General features: G+C 70.6%; 21 protein-coding genes. 13 read left to right on the top strand and 8 right to left on the bottom strand.

The genetic code is table 11. From position 1 onward, the window contains the following. Positions 1-27 precede the first annotated feature (27 nt). Positions 28-2061: a TonB-dependent receptor plug domain-containing protein gene (locus AC2D8W_RS03940; protein ID WP_484670414.1), complete on the top strand. Its 2034-nt coding sequence runs from the start codon at positions 28-30 to the stop codon at positions 2059-2061. A gap of 4 nt (positions 2062-2065) precedes the next feature. Here the strand turns inward: AC2D8W_RS03940 and AC2D8W_RS03935 are convergent, their stop codons facing one another. Further along, positions 2066-4450, bottom strand: a complete 2385-nt coding sequence (locus tag AC2D8W_RS03935; protein ID WP_484670413.1) for a penicillin acylase family protein — start codon at positions 4448-4450, stop codon at positions 2066-2068. A 118-nt stretch (positions 4451-4568) separates the two neighbouring features. Between AC2D8W_RS03935 and AC2D8W_RS03930 the strand changes: the two genes are divergently transcribed. Next, on the top strand, positions 4569-4940 hold the full coding sequence (locus AC2D8W_RS03930) for a VOC family protein (protein WP_484670412.1): 372 nt from the start codon (positions 4569-4571) through the stop codon (positions 4938-4940). Positions 4941-4943: 3 nt separating this feature from the next. Further along, positions 4944-5318 carry a VOC family protein gene (locus AC2D8W_RS03925; RefSeq protein WP_484670411.1) on the top strand — a complete coding sequence of 125 codons (375 nt, stop codon included), beginning with the start codon at positions 4944-4946 and terminating at the stop codon, positions 5316-5318. 10 nt (positions 5319-5328) lie between these two features. Here the strand turns inward: AC2D8W_RS03925 and AC2D8W_RS03920 are convergent, their stop codons facing one another. Continuing rightward, positions 5329-6639: a PQQ-dependent sugar dehydrogenase gene (locus AC2D8W_RS03920; RefSeq protein ID WP_484670410.1), complete on the bottom strand. Its 1311-nt coding sequence runs from the start codon at positions 6637-6639 to the stop codon at positions 5329-5331. 107 nt (positions 6640-6746) lie between these two features. Between AC2D8W_RS03920 and AC2D8W_RS03915 the strand changes: the two genes are divergently transcribed. The 3 genes from AC2D8W_RS03915 to AC2D8W_RS03905 are packed head-to-tail and all read left to right on the top strand — an operon-like array spanning position 6747 to position 10135. Beyond that, on the top strand, positions 6747-7913 hold the full coding sequence (locus AC2D8W_RS03915) for an acyl-CoA dehydrogenase family protein (RefSeq protein ID WP_484670409.1): 1167 nt from the start codon (positions 6747-6749) through the stop codon (positions 7911-7913). After that, entirely contained in the window at positions 7910-8980 is a 1071-nt protein-coding gene (locus AC2D8W_RS03910; RefSeq protein WP_484670408.1) for an acyl-CoA dehydrogenase family protein, read from the top strand. Before AC2D8W_RS03915 ends, AC2D8W_RS03910 begins: the two co-directional genes overlap by 4 nt. A gap of 15 nt (positions 8981-8995) precedes the next feature. Beyond that, positions 8996-10135, top strand: a complete 1140-nt coding sequence (locus AC2D8W_RS03905; RefSeq protein WP_293480220.1) for a serine hydrolase domain-containing protein — start codon at positions 8996-8998, stop codon at positions 10133-10135. 30 nt (positions 10136-10165) lie between these two features. Here the strand turns inward: AC2D8W_RS03905 and AC2D8W_RS03900 are convergent, their stop codons facing one another. Both AC2D8W_RS03900 and AC2D8W_RS03895 read right to left on the bottom strand, forming a co-directional pair. Next, positions 10166-11647, bottom strand: coding sequence for an amidase (locus AC2D8W_RS03900; protein ID WP_484670407.1), 1482 nt, complete (start codon positions 11645-11647; stop codon positions 10166-10168). Between the two features lie 77 nt (positions 11648-11724). Then, on the bottom strand, positions 11725-11907 hold the full coding sequence (locus tag AC2D8W_RS03895; protein WP_484670406.1) for a DUF3008 family protein: 183 nt from the start codon (positions 11905-11907) through the stop codon (positions 11725-11727). A 96-nt stretch (positions 11908-12003) separates the two neighbouring features. Between AC2D8W_RS03895 and AC2D8W_RS03890 the strand changes: the two genes are divergently transcribed. The 5 genes from AC2D8W_RS03890 to dusA all read left to right on the top strand — a co-directional run bounded on the left by AC2D8W_RS03890 (position 12004) and on the right by dusA (position 15255). Beyond that, positions 12004-12810 carry a potassium channel family protein gene (locus AC2D8W_RS03890; protein ID WP_293480226.1) on the top strand — a complete coding sequence of 269 codons (807 nt, stop codon included), beginning with the start codon at positions 12004-12006 and terminating at the stop codon, positions 12808-12810. 229 nt (positions 12811-13039) lie between these two features. Continuing rightward, positions 13040-13549 (top strand): sigma-70 family RNA polymerase sigma factor, encoded by a 510-nt coding sequence (locus AC2D8W_RS03885; protein WP_484670405.1) that lies wholly within the window; start codon positions 13040-13042, stop codon positions 13547-13549. Further along, positions 13546-13983 carry a cupin domain-containing protein gene (locus AC2D8W_RS03880; protein ID WP_293480230.1) on the top strand — a complete coding sequence of 146 codons (438 nt, stop codon included), beginning with the start codon at positions 13546-13548 and terminating at the stop codon, positions 13981-13983. The genes AC2D8W_RS03885 and AC2D8W_RS03880 overlap by 4 nt, the downstream gene beginning before the upstream one ends. A gap of 41 nt (positions 13984-14024) precedes the next feature. Beyond that, positions 14025-14204 (top strand): hypothetical protein, encoded by a 180-nt coding sequence (locus tag AC2D8W_RS03875; protein ID WP_484670404.1) that lies wholly within the window; start codon positions 14025-14027, stop codon positions 14202-14204. A 31-nt stretch (positions 14205-14235) separates the two neighbouring features. Continuing rightward, positions 14236-15255: a tRNA dihydrouridine(20/20a) synthase DusA gene (gene dusA, locus AC2D8W_RS03870; protein WP_484670403.1), complete on the top strand. Its 1020-nt coding sequence runs from the start codon at positions 14236-14238 to the stop codon at positions 15253-15255. Here the strand turns inward: dusA and AC2D8W_RS03865 are convergent. From AC2D8W_RS03865 to AC2D8W_RS03855, 3 genes are all read right to left on the bottom strand, one after another. Further along, on the bottom strand, positions 15199-15747 hold the full coding sequence (locus AC2D8W_RS03865; protein WP_367118727.1) for a TIGR02281 family clan AA aspartic protease: 549 nt from the start codon (positions 15745-15747) through the stop codon (positions 15199-15201). The genes dusA and AC2D8W_RS03865 overlap by 57 nt on opposite strands. A gap of 76 nt (positions 15748-15823) precedes the next feature. Continuing rightward, the gene (locus AC2D8W_RS03860) at positions 15824-16030 is read right to left on the bottom strand and encodes a DUF1289 domain-containing protein (RefSeq protein ID WP_484670402.1); all 207 of its coding nucleotides are present in this window, start codon (positions 16028-16030) and stop codon (positions 15824-15826) included. Continuing rightward, the gene (locus tag AC2D8W_RS03855) at positions 16027-16455 is read right to left on the bottom strand and encodes a PaaI family thioesterase (RefSeq protein WP_293480238.1); all 429 of its coding nucleotides are present in this window, start codon (positions 16453-16455) and stop codon (positions 16027-16029) included. The genes AC2D8W_RS03860 and AC2D8W_RS03855 overlap by 4 nt, the downstream gene beginning before the upstream one ends. A gap of 173 nt (positions 16456-16628) precedes the next feature. Here AC2D8W_RS03855 and AC2D8W_RS03850 point away from each other — a divergent pair, with 173 nt between their 5' ends. Together AC2D8W_RS03850 and AC2D8W_RS03845 are read left to right on the top strand one after the other, a co-directional pair. Continuing rightward, positions 16629-16964: a hypothetical protein gene (locus tag AC2D8W_RS03850; RefSeq protein ID WP_484670401.1), complete on the top strand. Its 336-nt coding sequence runs from the start codon at positions 16629-16631 to the stop codon at positions 16962-16964. A gap of 155 nt (positions 16965-17119) precedes the next feature. Then, entirely contained in the window at positions 17120-18574 is a 1455-nt protein-coding gene (locus AC2D8W_RS03845; protein WP_484670400.1) for a phospholipase D-like domain-containing protein, read from the top strand. Positions 18575-18591: 17 nt separating this feature from the next. Here the strand turns inward: AC2D8W_RS03845 and AC2D8W_RS03840 are convergent, their stop codons facing one another. After that, the gene (locus tag AC2D8W_RS03840) at positions 18592-19323 is read right to left on the bottom strand and encodes an endonuclease/exonuclease/phosphatase family protein (protein WP_484670399.1); all 732 of its coding nucleotides are present in this window, start codon (positions 19321-19323) and stop codon (positions 18592-18594) included.

Raw genomic sequence — 19323 nt, 5'->3', positions numbered from 1 at the left:
ACCCCGAAGATGGGTCCATGGCTTCTAATGGCCGCCGCGGCGCAGCCGCAGGCGGAGGCCGTCGTCGCGACGGCGCCGGTTCCGCCGCCGCCCGCGGAACGCGGTCTCATTGCCTATCCGCCGTCGTTCTTCGCCGAGATCCGGCCGGTCAGCGCCTACGACATGGTCGTCCGCCTGCCGGGCTTCACCTTCGACAAGGGCTCCACGGTCCGGGGTCTCGAAGGCTCGGGCGGCAACGTGCTGATCGACGGGCACCCGCCGCTGGCCAAGAACGACAGTCTGGAGGACATCCTCCGCCGCATCCCGGCCACGTCGGTTGAGCGGGTGGAGGTGATCCGCGGCGGCGCGCCCGGAATCGACATGGAGGGCCGCACGGTCGTGGCCAACGTCGTGCGGCGTCGCCAGGCGGGCTTCCGGGGCGCCATCCAGCCCTACGTGGACTTCGTCTACGACGAACGCATCCTGCCGGGCATCCGGTTCGAGGGGCAGTGGACGTTCTCGGGAGGCCGGTCAGCCGAGTTCAGCCAGCAGATCTCCACGGGGCACTTTCCCAATGACGAGATCGGCGACGGCGGCCGCATCCGCTATTCGGCCGCGGGGACGCGGCTGATCGACTCCAGGATCAATGCCGACTCCCACGGCCACAGGTTCCAGTCGACCGGCGCGTTCACGACCCCGCTGGCCGGCGGCCAGCTCAGCCTGACCGGCGCCATCCAGTTCAACTACGGCGCCACCGAGATCTACGACCACGACCGCTTCACGCGGGCGGTGGAGTACGAGAAGGGCACGAACGACCGGGGGCAGCACGAGGCGGGCATCCGCTTCACGCGCCGCCTGTCCGAGCGGGTGGGCCTGGAGGCGCTCCTGTTCCAGCAGTTTTTCCTGCAGGATCAGACATCGCACTTCGAGGCGCCGGGGCTGCTCCGCGAGTTCGCGCTGGACCGCGACACGGCCGAGACGGTCGGCCGGATCCAGTTCAACGTGACGCCGTCGGCCGCGCTGAAGGTCGAGGTCGGCGCCGAGGGCGCCTACAACTACCTGAACAGTGAGACGAGCCTCTCCCAGAACGGCCGGCCCGTGCCGCTGCCCGCCGGGGACGTGGTGGTGGAAGAACTGCGGGGCGAGGCGATCCTGCGCGCCTCCTGGCGGATCAATCCCCGGCTCATCGTCGAGGCCGGCGCGCGCCACGAGGTGTCCCGCGTCACCTCGGAAGGCGACGTGCAGCTAGAGAAGTCGCTGTCCTTCCTCAAGCCGCGGGCCGCGGTCACCTGGAACCCCGACGCCCTGACCCAGGTGCGCCTGCGCGTCGAGCGCGAGGTGGGGCAGCTCAACTTCGACGACTTCGTCGCCTCGCCGCAGGTGGCCTCGACGGGCGTCGTCGTCGCGGGCAACCCCGACCTGACCCCGCAGCAGGCCTGGGTCTACGAGGCGGCGCTCGAACGGCGGTTCTGGAAGGACGGCGCCGTTGTGCTCACGGCGCGGCGCTACGACCTGACGGACGTCGTCGACCGAATCCCCATCGTCGGCCCCACGGGCGCGATCCTCGCCGACGCGCCGGGCAACATAGGCTCGGGCCGCAAGAACGAGGTGGCTCTCGGCCTGACGATGCCCCTGGACCGGCTGGGCCTGCGGGCCGCGCAGATCAAGGGGCAGGTCACCTGGCGGGATACCCGCGTCCTCGATCCGCTGACCGTGTCGAACCGCGAGATCTCGACGCTGCACCCGGTGGATTGGGAAGCCCATTTCAGCCATGCCGTCCCGTCCTGGCGCATGACCTGGGGCCTCGACCTGCTGGGCGGCATCCGCGAGCGGGTCTTCCGGCTGACCGAGATCGAAACCAAGAAGATCTCGCCGTACCTGATCCTGTACACCGACATCCGTCTGCGCCCGGACCTCTCGCTTCGCATCGAGGCGAATGGGATCAACATGCGCGCCGCCAAGCGGATCCGGGAGGTCTACACGGGCCCCCGCAGCGTGGCGCCGCTCCGGTACACCGACGTCCGCGACCTGGAGTGGGGCGGGAACCTGCTGATCCGCCTGCGCAAGACGATCGGCGGCTGACGGCTCACGGCGCGGGCGTCAGCCGGATCACGGTGGCGGCGTCGGCCTCGACCGCGGGCCGCGTGAACCGCAGCGGCACGTAGCGCCCGGCCGCCCACAGCGGGAACAGGTCGCGGTAGTGCGGGCTCATCGGGTCGCCGGACTGGCCCGGCGTGTTGATGGCCATCGAGTTGTCCCAGGCCCCCACGTCCAGGACGAACCGCACCGAAGCGCCCGACGTCTGCAGAAAGGTGCGCGGGTCGTAGGTGGCCGCACGCGGGGTGGAGGCCGAGCCGGGAACCTGCAGGGGGCCCAGGGTCATCTGCGCGGCGAGCTGGTCGTCGGCCAGCGCGGCGGCGGCGGGGACCAGCTGCACGCGATGCAGCCGCCCCCAGGTCCAGGCGGACATGTCGGGGCCCAGCCGGCCCCTGAGCTCGGCCACGGCGTCGCCGAGGCTGCTGAGCAGGATCGGGTCGCGGACCGCCGACGAGGCGGCCTCCAGGCGCGTCAGGATCGGATCGGGCGAGCTTGCGCCGATCAGGTCGCGCGCGGCCGCCGGGGCGAACGCCTGCACCGTGTGCCGGCCGAGGTGCTTCACCGCCCAGGTCTCGTAGATCGCCGCCGCGGCGCTGTCGGTGGCGGTGTCGCCGTTCCAAGCGGCCAGCAGCGCGAGGGCGCGGGCGACGTCGGCGTCCGGCGAGCTCAGCCCGCGCAACAGGGCCACGCCGCGCCGCGCCTGCGGGCTCACGCTGTCGACCTGCAGCGCCATGGAATCGCGCAGCGTGCTCCGGGGCAGCGCCTTCAGCACCTCGTGGATCCGGTCCGTCCGCGAGGAGTCGGCCCATTCGAAGCCGAGCTGGCGGCGCGTGCGGGGATAGTCGGGCTCCGCCGGGATGTTCATGGCGTTGGCCGTCGCGAAGAAGCCTGCCGCGGGGTTCTTCACGGTCGGCAGGCCGCCGTCGCCCAGGAAGCCCTGCCACTCGTATCGACCGTCGCCCGGCACGGGCATCAGGCCGTCCCATCCGGCCCGGACCGGCGTCTTGGCCGCCACGGCCCAGCCGATGTCGCCCCGGGTGTCGGCGTACACGAGGTTCAACGGGGGGCCGCCCCAGCGGTCGCGGGCGCGCTGGAAGTCCTCCCAGCCGCCGGCCCGCCACATCCGCGAGGAGCCGAAGTAGCCGCTCGTCCCGGGCTCGCTCCAGATCGTGCGGATGGCGAAGGCGCGCCGGGCGTCCTGCCACACCACGGGGCCGTGGCGCGTGTAGCGCAGGGTGACCTGCCGCGGCGCCTCGCCTTTCACCTCGATGGTCTCGACCACCTCGCGCATGGGCTCGAAGCCGCCCTTGTAGCGGTAGGCGTTGTCGCGGAGCTCGTAGGCGTAGAGATCCTCCTGGTCCACATAGTTGATCGTGATGGCGTAGGCCGAGGTCCCGTTGTGTCCCATCGACACCCCGGGCAGGGCAGGCTCGCCCGCGCCGATGATCGAAAGGCCGGGCGCGTCCAGGTGGGCGATGTAGCGCAGCGACGGCACGGTCACCGGCCGGTGCGGGTCGCCGGCCAGGATCGGCCGTCCGGTGACCGAACGCGCCGCGGAGATGGTCCAGTTGTTCGAGCCTTCGGCGGATCGCTCGGCGATGACGTCGCTGAGCGTCTTGGCGTCGACGGCGGCGAGTTCGCGCCCGCCGGCCTTGAAGCTGACACCCTCGGTGGCGAGCACATAGTCCGCGAGCACCTCGGCGGGCACGTCGCAGGGATCCAGGCCCTTGGGGACGACGAGCTTGTGCGCAGGCTCCAGCTTGCGGCGCAGGGCGTCGGCTTCCACGCCGCCCGCGCAGACGGTGCGCGCCCGGGCGACCTCGGAGGTGACGTTGCTCACGAGCGCGTGGCTGCGGATCCGCAGGACGTCCTCCGCCTGCCACTCCTCGGGCTGGCTGCCGGTCAGCCTGAACTCGACGGGGAGGGCGCGACGGCCCGCGCGGACGTCCGCCACATAGGCGTTGACGCCCGCGGCGAAGGCCTCGACGGCCTCCCGCGCCTGCGGGTCGTAGGCCGCCCACTCGGCGGCCATGTCGCCGCGGTAGAGGAACAGCCGGGCCGCGCGGTCCTTCGCCACGAAGGCCGGGCCGAAGCTGGCCGACAGGCGGCCGAGGCCACGCTTGCGCCAGAGGTCGATCTGCCAGAGCCGGTCGCGGGCGGCGTTCCAGCCCTGCAGGAAGAAGGCGTCGCGCGACGAGGCCGCGTAGATGTGCGGGACGCCCCAGCGGTCGACGATGATCTCCGCCGGCTGCGACAGGCCCTTCAGCGGAGAGGTCTCCACCTGCACGGCGCTCGAGAGCTCGGCCTGAGCCGGACCGCCCGCCGCCAGCGTCGCCGACAACGCGATAGCTCCGCCGAAGAGAGCTCTGCGCATGGAATTCCCCCGCTCGTTTCACGCATCATGGACCCGCCACGGCGCCGGCGTCATCCATCGCTTGCGCTTCCGTGCAGGTCATCCGCTAAGGTCGCGCTTCAACGGGAGGGACGAGACCATGATCGCCTACGCCACCATCGGCACCAACGACCTCGAGCGGGCCGTGAAGTTCTACGACGCCGTGCTCGCGACGCTCGGCGGCGCGCGCACCTTCGCGAACGGCGACCGCATGCAGTTCTACGGCAGCAAGTCCACGCCGGGCATGCTGGCCGTCAGCAAGCCCTACGACGAGAAGCCGGCGAGCGCCGGCAACGGCTCGATGTTCGGCCTGCCGGCCGAGTCGAAGGAGCAGGTGGACGCCGCCTACGCCGCCGCGATGGCCGCCGGGGGAACCGACGAGGGTGCGCCCGGCCAGCGCCTGCCCACCTTCTACGGCGCCTATTTCCGCGACCCGGATGGCAACAAGATCTGCGTCTTCAAGATGGGCTGAGGCGTGATCGGCTACACCACCCTGGGTGTGACCGACCTCGAGCGGGCGCGGGCGTTCTATGACGCCGTCCTCGTCCCGCTCGGGGGGCGCCGCGCGTTCGACTACGAGCGCTCGACCTACTTCGGCGGGCCACGGCGCGGCGCCATGCTGGGCGTCACTCTGCCCCACGACGGCGGGCCGCAGTCCGTCGGCAACGGGGTCATTGTGGCGCTCGAGGCCCCGTCCGACGCGGCGGTCGACCAGGTCCACGCGGCCGCGCTCGCGGCGGGCGGGAGTTGCGAGGGTCCGCCCGGCCCGCGGGGCGACTTCTTCTACGCCGCCTACTTCCGGGACCCGGACGGCAACAAGCTCTGCGTCTACAAGTTCCCCGAGCGCTGAGCGGCGGTCGTCAGCCAGCCACGGGAGCGACGCGCCACACGATGTCGCCGACGTCGTCGGCCACCAGCAGGCCGCCGCGCCCGTCGATGGCCACGCCGACAGGACGTCCCTGGATCTTGTTCTCGGCGTTGAGGAATCCGGTGAGGAAGACCTGTGGCGCCATGGTCGGTCTTCCGCCGGCGAACGGGACGAACACGACGCGATAGCCGCTCAGCGGCTTGCGGTTCCACGAGCCGTGCTGTCCGATGAACGCGCCGCCGCGGTACTGCGCGGGAAAGGCCTCGCCGCGGTAGAAGACGAGACCCAGCGAGGCGGTGTGGGCGCCGAGGCCGTAATCCGGCCGGATCGCCCGGGCGACCAGTTCAGGGTTCTGGGGTTTCACCCGTGCGTCGACGACGCCCCAGTAGCTGTAGGGCCAGCCGTAGAAGCCGCCGGCCTGCACCCTGGTGAGATAGTCGGGCGGGACGTCCGGACCGATCTCGTCGCGCTCGTTGACCACCGTCCACATGGCGCCCGTGGCCGGATCGAAGTCGATGCCGTTGGGGTTGCGGAGGCCCGTGGCGAACACCTCGGCCTTGGCGCTCGCGATGTCGTAGACCCAGACGGCCGCCCGGCCCGCCTCGGCCGCCATGCCGTTCTCGCCGATGTTCGAGTTGGAGCCGACCGTGGCGTAGAGCTTCGCGCCGTCGGGGCTGGCCACCACGTTCTTCGTCCAGTGGTGGTTGATCGGCGGACCCGGGAGGGCGAACACGGGCGTCCCAGCGCCGGACACCTGGGTGTCTCCGGTGCGGTACGGGAAGCTGACCACCCCGTCGTGGTTGGCCACGTAGAGCGTCCCGCCCACCAGGGTCATCCCGAACGGGCTCTTGAGGCCCTGCGCGAAGATCGTCCGGGTTTCGGCCACGCCGTCGCCGTCGGCGTCGCGAAGCAGGGTGATCCGGTCGGCGCTCGGGACGGCGGACCCGACCTTCTTCATCAGCATCTTCTGGAAGAAGCCGCGGATGCCCTCGTCCTGGCCGGGAGGCTTCGGGGGCGCCGCCGATTCGGCGACCAGCACGTCGCCGTTGGGCAGCACGTAGAGCCAGCGCGGGTGGTCCAGCCCTGAGCCGAAGCGCGTCACGGCGAACCCGGGCGGCGCCTTGGGCGCGGCGCCCTCCGGCCACCCGACCGCGTCCGGCGCCCCGATGGACGGGATCAGGCTCTTCTGCGCCGCCGGGAGCGCGGGGTTCGGGCCGAAGCCCACGAAGGGGTCCGACGAACCGGGGCTCTGGCAGCCGGCGATAGCGAGAGCCGCGGCGGCGGCTGTGAGGGCGCGACGCATATGCGGTCTCCTACACCATTTCTCGGCAAACGCTGACGCCACGGCGCCGTTGCGCCTCCCGCCGAAAGAGGGCTGGAGTGTCGCGTCAAAGACTCCGGGAGGGCTGCATGGACCTGACGCTGACGCCGGAACTCGCGGCCTTCCGCGAGGAGGTGCGCGGCTTCCTCGAGGCTCATCGGGGCGAGTACCGCGATGGCGTCCCGAACGACGCGAAGGCCTGGCAGAAGACCCTGATCGCCCACGGCTACGCCGCGCGCACGATCCCGAAGGAATACGGCGGCTATGGCGCCGAACCCGACATCCTCAAGTCGCGGATCATCGCCGAGGCGTTTATCGAGGCCAACGCGCCGCGCGGCATGGCGGGGCAGGGGATTTCGATGCTGGTTCCCACCCTGCTTGAGGTGGGGTCGGAGGAGCAGAAGCGGCGGTGGATCCCGCCGACCCTCGCCGGCGACATCATCTGGTGTCAGGGCTACTCCGAGCCGGGCGCGGGATCCGACCTTGCCAACCTGCAGACGAAGGCGGTCGAGGATGGTGAGGATTTCCTCATAAGTGGCCAGAAAATATGGACAAGTACGGCGATGCAGGCGCAGATGATGTTCTGCCTCGTCCGCACCGAGCCCGACAAGCCGAAGCACGAGGGCATCAGCTACATCCTCTTCCCGATGTCCACGCCGGGGATCGAGGTCCGGCCGCTGAAGACCATGACGGGCGTGGCCGAGTTCAACGAGGTCTTCTTCACCGACGTGCGCGTGCCGCAGGCCAATGTGGTCGGTGGCCGCGGCCGGGGCTGGTTCGTCGCCAACACCACGCTGAAGCACGAGCGCGGCATGCTGGGCGATCCGAACGCCACGGAGGCGCGGCTGAAGGCGCTGATCGAGCTCATGAAGACCGAGACGGTCGACGGTCAGCGGATCATCGACAATCCGATCTTCCGCGACCGGCTGATGCAGCTTCAGGCCCGCGTGCTGTCCATGAAGTTCAACGGTCTGCGGGTGATGACCGACGATACCGCGGGCCTCGCTCGGTTGGTCGTGAAGCTGCAGGGCTGCGAGCTGAACCACCAGGTCGCGGCGCTGGCGATCGACGCCCTGGGCGAACTGGGCATCCTTTACCAAGACGGGCCGCACCTGCGGGCGAAGGGCGCCTGGCAGCGCAACTACATGTTCGACCTGGGCCTGATCATCGGCGGCGGCACGGCGCAGATCCAGAAGAACATCATCTCCGAACGCGGCCTCGGCATGCCGCGCGAGCCCAAGGTGGTGCCCGCATGAGGTTCGCGCTTTCGGAAGACCAGGGGCTGCTGCAGGACAGCCTGAACAAGGCGCTGGCGTCGCTGTCGCCGCTGGAGCGAGTGCGCCGGTTCGCGGACGGCGGCGAGATGACGGCGCCCGACATCTGGACCGGCCTCGCCGAGATGGGCCTGCCGGGCCTGCTCGTGCCGGAGGAGTACGGCGGCCTGGGGCTGGGCCTGCTGGAGGCGGCCCTGGCGGCGGAGGCGCTGGGCAAGGTCGTGGCGCCGACGCCGTTTCTCGGTTCGGCGGTGCTGGCGCCGCTCGCGCTCACGCTTGGCGGGTCCGAGGCGCAGAAGGCGGATTGGCTGCCGAAGCTGGCGTCGGGCGATGTGACGGCCGGCGTCGCCATCTCCGAGCCCATCGCCGGCGCGCGCGAGGGCGCCGGCGTGACGGCCAAGGACGGCAGGCTGAGCGGCAAGGCGCTGTTCGCCCTGGACGCACCGGGCGCCGGCCTGCTGATCGTCGCCGACCGCACGGGCGGGCTGCATCTGGCCGAACCGGTGGACGCCGCGCCCATGCCGTCCATCGACGCCACGCGACGGCTGTCCGAGCTCACCTTCAGCGACACGCCGGCAGAGGCGCTCGCCTCGAACCAGGGCCTGGACTGGCTGCGCGACGCGGCCTGGGCGATGCTGGCGGCCGACACCCTGGGCGCGGCCCAGACGATGCTCGACAAGGCCGTCGACTACGCCAAGGAGCGCAAGCAGTTCGGCCGGACCATCGGCAGCTTCCAGGCGGTCAAGCACCTCTGCGCGGAGATGGCGGCCGAACTGGAGCCGGCGCGCGCGCTCGTCTGGTATGCCGCCTACGCCTTCGACAACGCGCCCGACGAGGCGCCGCTGATGGCGGCCCACGCCAAGGCGCACACCTCCGAGATCGGCCGGTTCATCGCCCGGACCGCGACCGAGGTGCACGGCGGCATCGGCATGACCGACCTGCTGGGGCTACACTACTGGTTCAAGCGCATCGGCCAGAACCGCCAGATCCTGGGCGGGCCGGAACGGGTGCGCGAAACGGCGGCGCGGCTGCAGGGCCTCGCCGCCTGAGGGGAGAGACGAACGATGGCCGACGGCTCCGTGCAGGGCGAAGTCCATGACCGCTACGCCGCGGTCCGCGCGCAGTTCGAGGAGAACCTCCGGACGGGCGAGGACATCGGCGCCTGCTTCTGCGCCACGGTCGAGGGCGAGCCCGTCGTGGACATCTGGGGCGGCTGGGCGGACCCGGCGCGCACCCGCCCGTGGACCCGCGACACCATCGTCAACGTCTACTCGACCACCAAGACGATGACGGCGCTGACCGCGCTTCTCCTGGCCGATCGGGGCGAGCTCGATTTCGACGCGCCCGTGGCCAAGTACTGGCCCGAGTTCGCGGCCAACGGGAAGGCGGGTGTCAAGGTCAGCCACCTCATGAGCCACTCGGCGGGCCTATCGGGCTGGAAGGAGAGGATCGCCACCGAAACTCTCTACGACTGGGACAAGGCCACCAGCCTGCTGGCGGCCCAGGCGCCCTACTGGGAGCCGGGGACGCAGCCCGGCTATCACGCCCTGACGCAGGGCTACCTCGTGGGCGAGGTGGTGCGGCGGATCACGGGCCGGTCGCTGGGGACGGTCTTCCGTGAGGAGATCGCCGAGCCGCTGGGCGCCGACTTCTGGATCGGCCTTCCCGCCTCCGAGGACGACCGGGTCGCCGAGCTGATTCCTCCGCCCGTGGGCGTCGGTGACCGGCCGGAACAGACCGAGCTGATGAAGAACATGTCGCTCAACCCCGGGATCGACGTCTCGGCGACGAAGACGCGGGCCTGGCGCGGCGCCGAGATCCCGGCCGCGGGCGGCACGGGCAACGCGCGCTCGGTGGCCCTGGTCCACACGATCCTGGCGAACGGCGGCGTCGCCAAGGGCCGCCGGTTCCTGTCGGAGGCGGGGTGCCGCAGGGCGCTGGAGCTCCAGGTCGAGGGCCAGGACCTGATCCTCGACGTCCCCGCCCGCTTCGGGATGGGCTTCGGGCTGTCGGGCGGGATGATCCCGTTCCCCAACCCCAACACGATCTACTGGGGCGGCTACGGCGGCTCGCTGGTGATCATCGACATGGATGCGCGCACCACCTTCGCCTACGCCATGAACAAGATGGCCCCGACGACCCAGGGCGACATGCGGGCGCTGGGCCTCGCCATGGCGATGTGGACGGCCATGGGGACGATCTAGCGGACCCGGTCGCCAACCGGGCTGGGAGGCTCAGGCTCGGACGGCCGGGGCCCTGTCGGCCCAGGGGCGCGCCGCCTCGAGCTGATAGGCCAGCTGCAGCAGGAGGCCCTCGCCGCCGACGCGGGCGGCGAACTGGCTTCCCACGGGAAGGCCGTCAGGCGTCCAGTGCAGCGGCACGCTCATCGCCGGGGCTCCGGCCACGTTGTGGTAGGTGGTGTAGCCCACATACTCGATCAGGCGCTCGATGAGCGTATCGAAGGGAACCGCCGGGCCCACCTCGCCCAGTTTCGGCGGCGCCCACGCCAGCACCGGCGTCAGCACCACGTCGAAGCGATTGCGCGTGAACCAGGCGTCGTAGGCGTCGGCAGCCGCCTGCAGCCGGCCGAGCGCCTTGGGCAGGGCGTCCGGAACGGCGCGGCGCGCCATCTCCACCAGGCCAAGGCTGAAGGGCTCCATCAGGTCGGCGTCCGCCGGCCGCCCGGCGAGCTTGCCGATGGTCTCTGCGAGCCCTGCGGCGCCCGACGCCCACAGCAGCAGGAAGTCGTTGATGAAGTCGCGGCCCATGGGCCACGCGGTGGGCACCACCGTGTGCCCGAGCTCCCGCATCAGCGCCGCCGCGCTCTCGTGGGCGGCGCGCACCTCGGCGGATGGCGCCTTGCCGGCGCCGCCCTCGGCGACCAGGCCCACGCGCAGCCTCCGCCGCAGGGGCGCGGTCACCAGCCCCACCGGCGCCAGCTGGGCGCCGGGGCCGCGATCCTCGATGGCCGCGAACATGGCCGCGGAGTCGCGGACGGTCCGCGTCACGACGTGGTTCACCGACAGGTCGGAGATCTTGGTCTCCTGGCGGGTCCCGATCATGCGGCCCCGCGAGGGTTTCAGCCCGAAGAGGCCGCAGCACGAGGCGGGGATGCGGATCGAGCCGCCGCCGTCGCTGGCGTGGGCGATCGGAACGGCGCCCGAGGCCACGGCGGCCGCCGCGCCGCCGGACGACCCGCCGGCGGACCGTGACGGGTCCCAGGGGTTGCGCGTCGGCCCGAAGGCGACCGGCTCCGTGGTGGGCAGGAACCCGGCTTCGGGCGTGGCGGACTTGCCGATGACGTTGACGCCGGTCGCCTCGAAGGCGTCGATCAGCGCGTCCTGCCGTCGGGCCGCGGGAAGCGGGAGGAACGCGCGGCTCCCGAGCCGGGTCGGTAGCCCCGCGTAGTCGTCCAGGTCCTTGACCAGGAACGGAACGCCGCCGAACGCGCCCGTGCGGGCCGGGCCGCCGGCGCGGGAGAGAGCGCGGTCGAAGTCCGAGGCCACGAGGAAGTTGAGCTTCGGCTGCAGCTTCAGCGTCCGGTCCACCGCGGCCTGCGTCGCCTCGGCCGCGGAGAGCCGGCCGCTTCGGATCGAGGCGGCCGTCTCGGTGGCGTCGGGCCAGGCCGACCGGATGGCCGGCGCCTTGGCGAAGGCCTCGGCCGCCAGGGCCGCGAAGCCGAGCGCGCCGAAGCCGCGCCGCGTGATCGGATGCATGGTCCCTCCCTCGCCCGGACTCGGTCGGTCCGGTTCAGGGGGCAGCTTGGCCGGTCAGCGGGCGGCCCCGCAAGGGTTCAGGACTTCACGTTCTCGGGCTTACCCTTGCGCTTCGTCGACGCCATCTTCTCCAGTTCCTTCTCGGACATGGACATCATCGACTTCGAGGCGCCCTTGAGCTTGGTCTTGGGCGTGTCGCCCCGCTTGGCCGACAGGGCGGCCCCGGCGGCCTTCTGCTGGGCTCCGGACTTGGCAGGCATGGTTGTACTCCTGACGCCATCGCGCGAACCTGCGCGCTGAACGAAGAACCCGGCAGGACGCTTGGGGTTCATGGTCAGGCCGGGGAGAGACGGGGCGTGACGGACCCGAAGGCGGAGCAGGCCCCGAAGCGAAGCTGGCTGCCCCGGCTGCGCGTGCGGCTTCGCGAGCTCTACCTCGGCAAGTCGCCGCAGGCCGTGCGTTTCCGGTACGGGGTCCTGGCCATCGACATCGCCCTGATCGCGTTCTTCATCGCCGCCCCGTTCCTGCGCGAGATGGACGCGGTCTTCTTCACCGTCGACTACCTGGCGGCCTTCATCCTGACCATCGACATCGGCGCCCGGGCGTTGACCCACGTCACCCTGCGCGACTGGCTTCGAAGGCCCAGCGTGTGGATCGACCTGTTCGTGCTGGCCACGCTGCTGTTCCCGCTATGGCTCTTCAACCTCGCGTTCCTCCGCGTGCTGCGGCTGTGGTCGCTGGTCCACTCGGACTTCTTCTGGGAGACGGTGGGCCGCCGCTACGACGAGACCCGCTGGGAGGAGGTGGGCAAGACGGTGGCGACCCTCGTCACCTTCGTGTTCGTCGTCACCGGCTTCGTCTACGCCAGCTTCGCCAGGACGCACCCGGGCATCAGCGGCTACGTGGACGCGCTCTACTTCACGATGACCGCCCTCACGACCACGGGCTTTGGCGACATCACCCTGCCGGGCACCTGGGGCAAGCTGCTGACGATCGTGATCATGGTGAGCGGCATCACGCTCTTCGTGCGTCTCGCCCAGACGCTGATCCGCCCCTACAAGGTGCGCTACCCATGTCCGACATGCGGCCTGGCGCGCCACGACCCCGACGCCGTGCATTGCAAGGCTTGCGGCACAATACTCGCCATCCCGAATGACGAATAGACGAACAGTTCCAGTCGCGAAATCTGATGAATTCGCGAATACAGGGGCTCATATATATCGGCGTGGAACGGGATTTATTGTTTAGCTAGTATGCATATCTGTCTCTATGTTTCGCGTATCACCTGCGCCGCCCGATCCGGGCGGAGGGCGGCGGCGGGCTGTCGTGGTGGGTACTCCGTCACGGCGCGCGCCGGATGCGGCTGTCGGATGACGCCGGTATGGGAAGGGTATGCTGGACGAAGGCGAACTGGCGCGCCTCCTGGGGGCCATGGCCGGCGGCGATCGCGCCGCGGCCCAGGCGCTGTACCGTATGGTCGGCGGCCGGCTCTACGGCATCGCTCACCGCATCCTGCGTGACAGCGCCCTGGCCGAGGACGCCGCGCATCAGGCCTTCCTGAAGATCTGGAAGAACGCGCATCGCTTCGACGCGGCGAAGGGGAAGGCGTCGACCTGGATCACGATCCTGACGCGGCACGCGGCCATCGACTGCCGGCCGCGGCAGATGAACGAGCTTCCCGCCGAGATCGAGGCGCCGCGGCTGGATGAGACGTTCGTCCACCCGCGCCTGAGGCAGGCCCTGGCCGATCTGCCCGAGGTGCATCGGAACGCGGTCGTGCTGATGTATGTATACGGACTGACCCATTCCGAGCTCGCGGCGCACCTGCAGGCGCCGCTCGGGACGGTGAAGAGCTGGGTGCGGCGGGGAACCGCAGCGCTGAAGGAGAGTCTGGCAGGATGACGCGCAGGCGTGGGGCGCACTGGTTCATCGACGAGGCCGCCGACCAGTTCCTGGCCGGCCTCGACCTGGCCATGCCGGCCGGCGATCCGCCCCCGGGCCTCTGGAGCCGCGTCGCCGCCGGCCTCGAGGGCGTGGATGCGCCGGACGTGGAGGCGCGGTTCGATGACGGCCGCTGGCGCGACTACGCGCCGGGCATCCGCTTCAAGCGCCTATGGACCCGCGACACCTACCTCCTGCGGTGCGAGCCGGGGGCCGTCGTTCCCGACCACGAGCATCGCAGCTTCGAGCACACGGTGGTCATCTCCGGCGACCTGGTCATCGCCGGCGCGGCCTATGGCCCGGGGGACTATCTCGGCACGCCCAAGGGCGGCGAGCATCCGAACTGGACGACCCGGAAGGGCTGCGTCGTCCTGGTCCACTACGACGCGGCCTGAACACTCGGGAGCGGCGACAGGGCCTTGCGCGTTGTCTGCGCATGCCGAACACCCCGGATCCCGCCCCGCCGCCGCCGTCGCCCGAAGACTCCGATGCGGACGAGGTGCTCGACACCGGCCAGGAGGAGGTGTTCTCGCGCACCGAAGTCGAGCTCGGCCGCATCGAGCACGCCACCGACGCCGGCCAGAAGCCGCCGCCTCCGGAGAGCGAGCCGTTTTGATTTTTCGGGCGTCCTCGCCTACCTAGCGCCGGTGACGACGCCCGCCGCCTACCGCCTCTCGGTCGCCCCCATGATGGACTGGACCGACCGGCACTGCCGGGTCCTGCATCGGACGCTGTCCGCGCGGGCGCTGCTGTACACCGAGATGCTCACCACCGGTGCGGTGCTGCACGGCGACCGGGCGCGGCTGTTGGCGTTCTCGCCGCAGGAGCATCCCGTGGCGCTGCAGCTGGGCGGTTCGGAGCCCGCCGACCTGGCGGCGGCGGCGCGCATGGGCGAGGCCGAGGGCTACGACGAGATCAACCTCAACGTCGGATGCCCGTCCGACCGCGTGCAGTCGGGCCGCTTTGGCGCGTGCCTGATGCGCGAGCCAGACCTCGTGGCCGAGTGCATGGCCGCCATGGGCGCGGCCGTGAAGGTCCCGGTGACGGTGAAGTGCCGCATCGGGGTCGACGACCAGGATCCCGAGGAGAGCCTGTTCGGGCTGGTGGACCTCTGCGCGAAGGCCGGGGTGACGCGGTTCACCGTGCACGCGCGCAAGGCCTGGCTGAAGGGCCTGTCTCCGAAGGAGAACCGGGACATTCCGCCGCTGGACTATCCCCTGGTCTGGCGGCTCAAGCGTGAGCGGCCGGATCTCACCATCGTCATCAACGGGGGGATCGCTTCGCTCGAGGCGGCGCAGGCGCATCTCGCCCACGTCGACGGGGTGATGCTGGGTCGGGCCGCCTACCACACGCCCGCGATCCTGGGCGCCGTGGACCCGTGCGTGTTCGGGGCGGGCGAGGCCGTGGATCCGTTCGCGGCCGTTGCGGCCTATCGGGACTACGTCGCTTCGGAACTCGCGCGCGGGACGCACCTGGCCGCCATGACGCGGCACATGCTTGGGCTGTTCCACGGTCGGCCCGGGGCGCGGACGTGGCGGCGGATCCTCACGGTCGAGGGCGTGAAGCCGGGCGCCGGGCTCGAGGTGATCGACCAGGCGCTGGCGGTTGTGTCAGGGCTCGAAGCGCAGCGTGTCGCGCGTGGCCTCGAAGCGGGTGAGGCGGCCTAGGTAGCTCATCCCGAGCAGCGACACGTCGAGGCCGTCCGAGACGACCAGCGCCTGCACGTTCTCGAGCCGGGCGCCGTTCACCGAAACGGACGCAAGCGTGACGGCCGCGGCCCGCGACGAGCCGCCGGCGGTGGTGACGTTGTAGCCGGGCTTCAGGTCCGCCGGACGGATGCCCAGGCGCTGGGCGTCCTGCGGCGTGAGCGCGACCGCCGTGGCGCCGGTGTCGACGAGGAAGCGCACCGGCTTGCCGTTCACCTCGGCGTCGGCCCAGAAGTGGCCGTCCGGACCCTTGGCGACGGCCCCCGAGCCGGCTTGGGGCGAGGCGGCGACGAAACCCTCGGCGTTCAGCCGCGCCATGCGCAGCGGACCGGGGCTCATCGCCGCGACGGCCGCGCCGCTGGCGACCGCGGACATCGTCGCCACCAGGGCGAACTTGCCGAGAGAAGACACCTGCATCACCTGGTAAGCGGCCGTTCCGGCCTGTCTTGTCACCGGGAGGCTAGGTCAGGTTCGGTTGGAATCCCGTGAATCGACAGGGTTTCCGGCCGTTTACCGTCCGGAGGCGCGCTCAGAACAGGCCCAGCTTCTCCGGCCGGATCAGGCTGCGGCGGCCGGGGAGCTCGGCGAGGATGGCGTCACGCTCGGCGTCGGTGAAGCGGGCCCAGGCCGCCACCTCGTTCAGCCGCCGGTAGCAGCCCAGGCACAGGCCGCTTTCGCCGTCCACGACGCAGACCTTGATGCAGGGGGTGCGGATCGGGGGAGGCGGGCCGTTCATCCCGGGATCGCATAGGTCACATTGGCCTGGGCCGCCAGCCGCTCCGGGCTCTCGCTCCACAGCCGGACGTCGCAGACGGCGAGCCGCCGTCCCAGCCGCAGCAGCTCGGCCTCGGCATGGATGTCCCCCGGCTGGGCGCCGCGGAGAAAGCTCATCGTCAGGTGCGAGGTCACCGCCATGAGCTGCGGGCCGATGTGCGCCAGGGTGATGGCGTAGGCGGCGTGGTCCGCCAGCCCCATCAGCGTCGGACCCGAGATCACGCCCCCTGGCCGCAGGAGGCCGGAACGATAGGGCGAAACCATATGGAGCCTGCCCGGCGAAAGGTCCGTGACCTGCGGCATGGCGGCGTGATCGGCGTCGGGGAAGGCCCGGCGCAGGAGCGCCGTCACCGCCGGAATGTCGAGTTTCGGTTCCAGCTTCAGCATAGAAAGCATCTGACACGATGTGACCGCATCATTACAAGGTGTTTATGGTCGCATGTAACAACCGCGTATCATGACTTAATATTAATGTGGGAATACTAATCATTGCAGCTTGTTCATTTGAGATGAGGGCGGACGGCGGGCAGCATTCGTTCAGATTTCCAGGGAGAACGTTTATGAAGTTCGTCGCCATCGCACTTGCCGCCGCCACGCTCGCATCCGGAACCGCCAGCGCGGCCGGCCGCGTCACCGACGTCGAGTTCCTGAAGGCCAACCGTTGCAAGGGCCTCGCGGCCTCGATCAACGGCGTCGTCGACCCGGCCAGCCTCGACAGCTTCATCAAGGCCGAGCGCGGGGCCCGCGCCCCCTACATCACCGAGCGGGCGAACGAGGAGTTCAACAGAGCGCGGAAGGAGGGCCGCAGCGCCGATCGCCGCGAACGCCTGACGGCCGAGCTGACCGGGCCCTGCCAGGCCTACATGGGCGGACCGTCGTCGGTCGCCAAGCAATAGAACCCAAGCCCAACTGAATTGGCGCTTCCCGCCAGCGCGCTGCGGTCCCACCGCGGCGCGCCTTTTTTTGTCCGGCGAACCTCGCTTTGTCAGGAACCAAGCTGCACCATACGCTTTGAGACGGGGCGGCGCGCCTGGCCGCGACGAGGACCACGATGACGCTGCTGATCCCCGGCGAAACCTGCTGGAGGACGGAACCTGCGGACCGGGCGGCGTTCCTGATCGACAACGAGGCCTATTTCACCGCGCTCTACGAAGCGTTCCGCAGGGCCCGGCGGTCGATCCTGATCCTGGGCTGGGGGTTCGATCCCCGTGCGCGCCTGTTCCCCGACGGCTATGACGGGCCGGACGACCCCGACGAGGTGGGACGCGTCCTGCTGGCCCTGTCCGACGAGCGGCCCGAACTCGACATCCGGCTGCTGATCTGGAAGTCGGCCCTGCCGATCAGCGCCACGCAGGAGTTCTTCCCGCACCGCGCCCGGCGCTGGTTCGAGCACACGCGGATCAAGTTCCACCTGGACGACGCGGTGCCCATGGGCGCATGCCACCATCAGAAGGTGGTGGTGATCGACGACCGGCTGGCGTTCGTCGGCGGCGGCGACATCGGCGTCGACCGCTGGGACAGCCCCGGCCACCTGGAGCATGACCGCCGGCGCATCATGCCCGACCAGGAATGCCACGACCCGCGGCACGAGGTCATGATGATGGTCGACGGCGACGCGGCGCGCGCGCTGGGCGACCACTTCCGGATGCGCTGGCGGATAGGGACCAAGGGCGAAGAGGTCGCCCCGCCCGAGGGCGCCGGCGGCGATCCCTGGCCCGACCACGTTCCGGTCCACATGACGCGCCCTCGCGTCGCGATCGCCCGCACCCATCCCGAGTGGCGCGACCAGCCGAGAATCGAGGAGATCCGCTGCCTCGCGCTGGCCTCCATCGCGCGGGCGCGGGAGACGATCTATCTCGAGAACCAGTACTTCACCTCGCCCGTGATCACCGAGGCGCTGGCGCGGCGGCTCGCCGAGCCCGACGGGCCCGAGGTGGTGGTCGTCACCACGGGCCACTCGCCCAGCTACTTCGACCAGATGACGATGGACCACGCCCGCGGGGTGATGATCTGGCGGCTGCGGGCGGCGGACGTCTTCGGCAGGTTCCGCGCCCTTTATCCGACCACCTCGGGCGGCTCGAACATCATCGTGCACTCGAAGGTTAGCATCCTGGACGACCAGATCATCCGCGTGGGCTCGGCCAACCTCAACAACCGCTCCTTCGGCTACGACACCGAGATCGAACTGGCGGTGGAGGCGGCCGACGACGAGGCCCGGTTGACCATCTCGGCCATGCGCGACCGCCTCGTGGGCCATTTCATGGGCGTGACCGGCGACGCCGTAAGCAAGGCGCGGACCGAACGCGGGAGCCTGGTGCAGGCCATCGACCACCTGAACCGCGACGGGCGCCTGCAGCCGGTCGATCCCTCGCGTCGCAGCCGCCTGGGCGGACTCGTGGCGGCGTTCCACCTGGGCGATCCGGCCGATCCCAGCGACGCCTGGCGCGTCTGGCGCCGGCGCCAGCGGCTGTTCCGGCAGGCGCGCGAGCTTACGTACGAAGGCTGAGGGCCGGCCCACCGGGGTCAGGCGAGATCGAAGTCCATCACCAGCGGCAGGTGGTCGGACGCGGTCCGCGACAGCGGGTCGAACGGCGCGAACACGTCCGCGACCTCGATCCCCGGGCTCACGAAGTGGTGGTCGATGCGCAGGACGGGCAACGGCGAGGGGAAGGTGGACGAAGCCTGCCTTCGGCGCGCCAGCCGCCGCGCCGAGCGCAGATGCTGCGTGAGGGTGCGATAGACGATCGAGCTGGAGGTGGCGTTGAAGTCGCCGGTGAGGATCGCCGGCCACTGGCACTTCGGATGTTCGAGCCATCGTGCGCCGGCCAGTTCGGCCGCCTGCACCTGCTGCTCGCGCGGGACGAGCCCGAGGTGGGTGTTGATCACCTGCAGCGGGCGGCCTTCCACCTGCACCTCGACCCAGAGCGCGCCGCGCGGCTCCAGGGCCGCGACCCGCGGATGGCCCGGCAGGGGTCCGGTCTTCACCAGTCGCTCGGGCAGCCGGGTGAGGATGGCGTCGCCGTAGCGCTCTTCCTCGACCTCCATCGCGGCGTGGAAGTGGTGGTTCATCGACAGGCGCCGGGCGATCTCGTGCGCCTGGTCCACGCCGCCGGTGCGCCTGCGGCCGACGTCCAGCTCCTGCAGCGCCACGATGTCCGGATCGAGCCGGGCCAGGACCGCGGCGATGCGGCCCACGTCGAGGCGGCGATCGTTCCCGACACAGCGGTGGACGTTGTAGGTGACGATGCGGGGCAT

The organism is Phenylobacterium sp. T106, assembly GCF_057219735.1.
Note: the sequence above shows the minus strand (reverse complement) of the source record. Positions and strands in the feature narration are given on the sequence as shown.

Excerpts from the sequence above, each read along its gene's own strand:
- AC2D8W_RS03940 (WP_484670414.1), top strand. The coding sequence starts at position 28 with ATGGCCGCCGCGGCGCAGCCGCAGGCGGAGGCCGTCGTCGCGACGGCG.
- AC2D8W_RS03850 (WP_484670401.1), top strand. The coding sequence starts at position 16,629 with ATGAAGTTCGTCGCCATCGCACTTGCCGCCGCCACGCTCGCATCCGGA.
- AC2D8W_RS03855 (WP_293480238.1), bottom strand. The coding sequence starts at position 16,455 with ATGCTGAAGCTGGAACCGAAACTCGACATTCCGGCGGTGACGGCGCTC.
- AC2D8W_RS03920 (WP_484670410.1), bottom strand. The coding sequence starts at position 6,639 with ATGCGTCGCGCCCTCACAGCCGCCGCCGCGGCTCTCGCTATCGCCGGC.
- AC2D8W_RS03935 (WP_484670413.1), bottom strand. The coding sequence starts at position 4,450 with ATGCGCAGAGCTCTCTTCGGCGGAGCTATCGCGTTGTCGGCGACGCTG.
- AC2D8W_RS03875 (WP_484670404.1), top strand. The coding sequence starts at position 14,025 with ATGCCGAACACCCCGGATCCCGCCCCGCCGCCGCCGTCGCCCGAAGAC.
- AC2D8W_RS03895 (WP_484670406.1), bottom strand. The coding sequence starts at position 11,907 with ATGCCTGCCAAGTCCGGAGCCCAGCAGAAGGCCGCCGGGGCCGCCCTG.
- AC2D8W_RS03880 (WP_293480230.1), top strand. The coding sequence starts at position 13,546 with ATGACGCGCAGGCGTGGGGCGCACTGGTTCATCGACGAGGCCGCCGAC.
- AC2D8W_RS03900 (WP_484670407.1), bottom strand. The coding sequence starts at position 11,647 with ATGCATCCGATCACGCGGCGCGGCTTCGGCGCGCTCGGCTTCGCGGCC.
- AC2D8W_RS03885 (WP_484670405.1), top strand. The coding sequence starts at position 13,040 with ATGCTGGACGAAGGCGAACTGGCGCGCCTCCTGGGGGCCATGGCCGGC.
- AC2D8W_RS03910 (WP_484670408.1), top strand. The coding sequence starts at position 7,910 with ATGAGGTTCGCGCTTTCGGAAGACCAGGGGCTGCTGCAGGACAGCCTG.
- AC2D8W_RS03860 (WP_484670402.1), bottom strand. The coding sequence starts at position 16,030 with ATGAACGGCCCGCCTCCCCCGATCCGCACCCCCTGCATCAAGGTCTGC.
- AC2D8W_RS03905 (WP_293480220.1), top strand. The coding sequence starts at position 8,996 with ATGGCCGACGGCTCCGTGCAGGGCGAAGTCCATGACCGCTACGCCGCG.
- AC2D8W_RS03915 (WP_484670409.1), top strand. The coding sequence starts at position 6,747 with ATGGACCTGACGCTGACGCCGGAACTCGCGGCCTTCCGCGAGGAGGTG.
- AC2D8W_RS03840 (WP_484670399.1), bottom strand. The coding sequence starts at position 19,323 with ATGCCCCGCATCGTCACCTACAACGTCCACCGCTGTGTCGGGAACGAT.
- AC2D8W_RS03930 (WP_484670412.1), top strand. The coding sequence starts at position 4,569 with ATGATCGCCTACGCCACCATCGGCACCAACGACCTCGAGCGGGCCGTG.
- AC2D8W_RS03845 (WP_484670400.1), top strand. The coding sequence starts at position 17,120 with ATGACGCTGCTGATCCCCGGCGAAACCTGCTGGAGGACGGAACCTGCG.